The 4,129-nt window shown below is 41.9% G+C and carries 5 protein-coding genes, 1 other RNA gene and 1 pseudogene; 1 reads left to right on the top strand and 6 read right to left on the bottom strand.

The features are described from left to right. The 6 genes from VF500_RS17185 to VF500_RS17160 form a co-directional block, all read right to left on the bottom strand. On the bottom strand, positions 1 to 149 hold a 149-nt coding region (locus VF500_RS17185), incomplete at its 3' end, for an argininosuccinate synthase domain-containing protein (RefSeq protein WP_330860859.1). A 94-nt stretch (positions 150 to 243) separates the two neighbouring features. Then, positions 244 to 891 carry a GNAT family N-acetyltransferase gene (locus tag VF500_RS17180; RefSeq protein WP_121224649.1) on the bottom strand — a complete coding sequence of 216 codons (648 nt, stop codon included), beginning with the start codon at positions 889 to 891 and terminating at the stop codon, positions 244 to 246. A 433-nt stretch (positions 892 to 1,324) separates the two neighbouring features. Continuing rightward, on the bottom strand, positions 1,325 to 2,281 hold the full coding sequence (locus VF500_RS17175) for a YpdA family putative bacillithiol disulfide reductase (protein WP_330860858.1): 957 nt from the start codon (positions 2,279 to 2,281) through the stop codon (positions 1,325 to 1,327). 87 nt (positions 2,282 to 2,368) lie between these two features. Then, positions 2,369 to 2,467, bottom strand: an RNA gene (gene ffs, locus VF500_RS17170) — signal recognition particle sRNA small type. A 44-nt stretch (positions 2,468 to 2,511) separates the two neighbouring features. Beyond that, a complete protein-coding gene (locus tag VF500_RS17165) occupies positions 2,512 to 3,141 on the bottom strand; it encodes a hypothetical protein (RefSeq protein WP_330860857.1) in 630 nt (209 codons plus the stop codon). A 12-nt stretch (positions 3,142 to 3,153) separates the two neighbouring features. Continuing rightward, positions 3,154 to 3,774, bottom strand: coding sequence for a 2'-5' RNA ligase family protein (locus tag VF500_RS17160; protein WP_330860856.1), 621 nt, complete (start codon positions 3,772 to 3,774; stop codon positions 3,154 to 3,156). Between the two features lie 76 nt (positions 3,775 to 3,850). On the opposite strand from VF500_RS17160, the pseudogene VF500_RS17155 reads away from it, so the two are divergent. Then, a pseudogene (locus VF500_RS17155) lies at positions 3,851 to 4,129 on the top strand (DNA polymerase IV); the annotation flags it as partial.

Genomic DNA, 4,129 nt, shown 5'->3' with positions numbered 1-4,129 from the left:
TCCTCAACGCCTTTTAACTCTTCCTCGCTGAAACCGCCGGTATTTACAATAACCGAATGCACCTCGTAACCAAGGTCCTGTGTTAAATAAATACAGCAAAATGAGGTATCTAAACCTCCGCTATAAGCTAATACTACTTTTTTCTTCATTGTTTTTGGTGAGCTTAAAGCTAAAAGCGCAAGGCTAAAGCTTTACTTATCAATTATGGTGATCTGTTTCGTTAATTGCTATTAAGCCTTCGGCTTAATTTTCCACGTGGCCGATGCGCTTTTTTATCGCATTTTCAATGCGCTCAAGTAGCGTAGCTTTGTGGGTAATGCGCTGCATTTTTTCTTCGTACTCTTTCTGTTTTTCGGCTGGGTCAAAGAGCATGGCGGTGCACATGCAGTTCTTGCGGCCTTTGCTGGTTAAAATATCAAAGTTTACACAGCTTTTGCAGCCTGCCCAAAAGTTTTCATCCTGGGTAAGTTCGGAGTAGGTAACAGGTTCATAGCCAAGCTCTGAATTGATTTTCATTACAGCTAAACCGGTTGTTAATCCGAATATTTTGGCATCGGGGTATTTGGTACGAGATAGCTGGAAAATACGGTGCTTAATAGCCTTTGCCAATCCCGCCTTACGGAACTGCGGATTAACAATAAGGCCCGAGTTGGCAACAAAGTCGCCATGGCTCCAGGTTTCAATGTAGCAGAAACCGGCCCAGGTGCCGTCTTTATGGAGGGCTATAACAGCCTTGCCTTCCAGCATTTTATTAGCAACATATTCGGGCGAGCGTGTAGCTATACCAGTTCCGCGTGCTTTGGCCGATTCGGCCATTTCATCGCAAATCATTGGTGCATAATCAACATGCTGTGCAGTAGCAACCTGAATATCAAAATCTTGTATTGTCATTTAAATAGATAATTACCGTGAAATTAATTGGCTTTATCAGCCTTAAATAATTAGATGGTTTTTTTAAAAAGAAGTTTAAAAAACTCTTTTTGTGTGGGCAGGAGGAAAATTAATTCAAACCCGTGGCATGTAGGTCCTTCGTCGGAGAGGGCAGTTTAAAAAAACAGTTGAACCCAAGGCAGCGGCAGCCGGAGCAAATGTTGCTCTTGTTGCGGGCTTATTTAAGCTTGGTTGATTCATTTTTGTATTGAATTACTGTGTTTTTAATTTGGCTGCAAATTAGGCTATAAATTTTTATTTATACAAGAAAAAAATGTGATTATTTGATGTTGGGTGAGTGGTTGATTAAGTTTATTGAGTGAGTAGTTTGATTTTCTATATAAGTATTTGATTTACAAAGAGAACCACTCGCATAATCAACCCAATCAACCATTCACCTCCCGGCCACAATATCATTGATGATCATATCAGCATGAACGCGCGAGTTTTCGATGAACCAAAGATGGGTATCGAGGCCGCCACAAACTACACCGGCAAGGTATAAGCCGGGCATGTTTGTTTCCATGGTTTCGGGGTTATATTGAGGGATGAATTTATCGTCAGAAAGGATGATACCAAGCTTTTTCAGGAATTCAAAGTTTGGTTTATAGCCCGTCATCGCCATTACAAAATCATTTGGGATGGTGATTAATCCTCCCGGTGTTTTAATGTCGACCTCGTTTTCGCGGATGGCTTCAAGATTTGAGTCAAAATATGCCTTAATGCTTCCTTCTTTAATGCGGTTAATGATATCCGGCCGTACCCAATATTTAACCCTATGGCTCACCTCGCTACCGCGGATCACCAGTGTAACGTCAGCGCCTTTGCGATAGGTTTCAAGGGCAACGTCAATAGCCGAGTTGCTTGAACCCACCACCACCACTTTTTGCAGTGTGTAATAATGCGGGTCCTGGTAGTAGTGTTTTACTTTGGGCAGGTTTTCGCCAGGGATATCAAGGTTAACTGCGATATCATAAAACCCGGTTGAAAGGATCACTTTTTTAGCCTGGTAGGTTGTCTTTTTTGTGGTGATGGTATAATAGCCATCTTCGGGCTTCACTTCAGTAACTTCCTCAAAAAGGTGAATGGGCAGGTTATTTGACAGTGCTACCCGGCGGTAGTACTCCAAAGCATCATTACGGGTAGGCTTGTTATGTACGGTAACAAAAGGAACGCCGCCAATCTCCAGTTTCTCGGAAGTAGAGAAAAATGTCATGGTAGCAGGATAGTTATATAGGGAATTTACAAGTGTGCCTTTTTCGACAATTACAAAACTTAAACCGGCTTTTTGAGTGGCAAGTCCGCAAGTTAAACCTATCGGGCCTCCACCAATAATGAATATATCGAGCATTTATGTACAGTTATGAAATTAAAGAAATCATGAACCTGTGCAGGTTCGGGGCATGTTTGCCGGTGCGGCAAAAATAAGAAAATAAAAAAAGGGTAAGCTACTTTTATCGCGCCGCTCAACTCTCTACCCTTGCTGTGTTCCCACCCTGGGGGAGTTCAAGAGGAGCTGGCCGTAAAAGACTTACCCCGGCGCAAATATAGAAAAAGGTAGCGTTTATGGTTAAGAAAATGTTAAAAAAGGCTTATCTGTTGATTTATAGAGGGATAATTTTTAAATTGCCTTGCTATAACAGTATTATCGTACTTCATTAACACGTTTTCATCTCCCCGAAATTCAAATTCGCGGTAAGTTTTGGCATGTTGATCAATATCGAGTAACAGATTTTTCAAAATAGTAAGCCGGTTAACAACAAATTTTACCTTCATTTCCCTCTTTTGAAAATACGGCCAAAGCAGGTTAAACTGTTCGGGTGTTATAGCTCTTGCTACGGTGATATGGGGCAGCGTACTGCTTTCTCCAACTATATCCTTTAATAACTTTAGCCAATATTGGTTTTGTCCGGTAAGTTTAAGCTTTGCAAAAATGGTTTTGTTATAGTTGTTATCCTCGTTGAAGCAATCAAACCCATCTATCTCAAAAACGGCCGGAGGTAACAAACTAAGTTTTCTGCTCAAAAACGAAAAACCCTGAACATCTACATCCAGTGGTTTGCGCGGATAGTTGTTTATGGTGATATGAGCCCTGGCATGCATACTGGGATAATTGCCGATGACGCGTTTTGCTTCGTTCTTTAATTTCCGGACCATGACATCAACATGATCGGGTATCGGCAGGATAAAATGATAAAATGCGTAGTCCATGATTATTAAATTTTAAATGAACAAATTGATCTGATCCGGATCGCCGGCTTTAAGCAGTTCCAGCTCATCGCGGGTATAGCCCGGGCCGGTCATATTTTTAAATTCAAAAACTTTAAACTTGCCCCATTTGGCAAAGGCATCAAGCGTATCACGTTTTAAAATGGTAAGTTCTTTAACCCAAAATGGCTCCACCAACTTTTTATGCCTGAAATGCGGCCAAAGGGTGTCAAAATCTTTTTCAGGGATATCGCGCACAACAGTTATGTGCGGGACGATATTCTTTTTGATGCGCAGCTTCTTTTTTAAAGTGTTGAACCAATCGTCGGTAGCGGGCGTTGCACGGATATTGGCATAAATTGTCATGCGGTTATGCAGGTGGGTGAAATGATAAAACCCATCCATGTGCAATAATACAGGGGGCATAGTATTCAACCCCTGCTCCATCAAATCGAGGTTTTTATCGGCCATAAAAGGCTTTTGCCTTTCAAGATGCTGTACAGAGATATGAGCCGGCGAATCCATGCTTTTATAATTGCCAATGAGCTTTGCCGATGCTTTTTTGTAACGCGCAATCTCATGCTTCACCATTTCAGGAGGCGATAATAACATCAGGTAATCTTCATATATACTCATTGGCTATATCATTTTTGTTATTTCAAATTTGCTAAAAAAATTAGCAAAATATCAAATTAATTTTCATATTTGTTGTGTGGAAGCTAAGCGGCATATCGTACATATCGACCTCGACTCGTTTTTCGTTTCGGTGGAACGAAAGTTTCATCCCGAGCTGATCGGTAAGCCGGTGATCATCGGTGGTTCGCCCGAAAGGGGAGTGGTGGCTTCATGCAGTTATGAGGCGAGGGCTTTTGGGGTACATTCGGCTATGTCTACTAAAAAGGCTTTGCAGCTTTGTCCGCATGCTATCCTTATCCGCGGTTCGCACGGGCGGTATGGGGAGGCGTCGCGGGAGGTTACACAGATCATCCAC

Source organism: Mucilaginibacter sp. (assembly GCF_036383575.1).
GTDB lineage: Bacteria > Bacteroidota > Bacteroidia > Sphingobacteriales > Sphingobacteriaceae > Mucilaginibacter.
Note: the sequence above shows the minus strand (reverse complement) of the source record. Positions and strands in the feature narration are given on the sequence as shown.

Excerpts from the sequence above, each read along its gene's own strand:
- VF500_RS17175 (WP_330860858.1), bottom strand. The coding sequence starts at position 2,281 with ATGCTCGATATATTCATTATTGGTGGAGGCCCGATAGGTTTAACTTGC.
- VF500_RS17180 (WP_121224649.1), bottom strand. The coding sequence starts at position 891 with ATGACAATACAAGATTTTGATATTCAGGTTGCTACTGCACAGCATGTT.
- VF500_RS17160 (WP_330860856.1), bottom strand. The coding sequence starts at position 3,774 with ATGAGTATATATGAAGATTACCTGATGTTATTATCGCCTCCTGAAATG.
- VF500_RS17165 (WP_330860857.1), bottom strand. The coding sequence starts at position 3,141 with ATGGACTACGCATTTTATCATTTTATCCTGCCGATACCCGATCATGTT.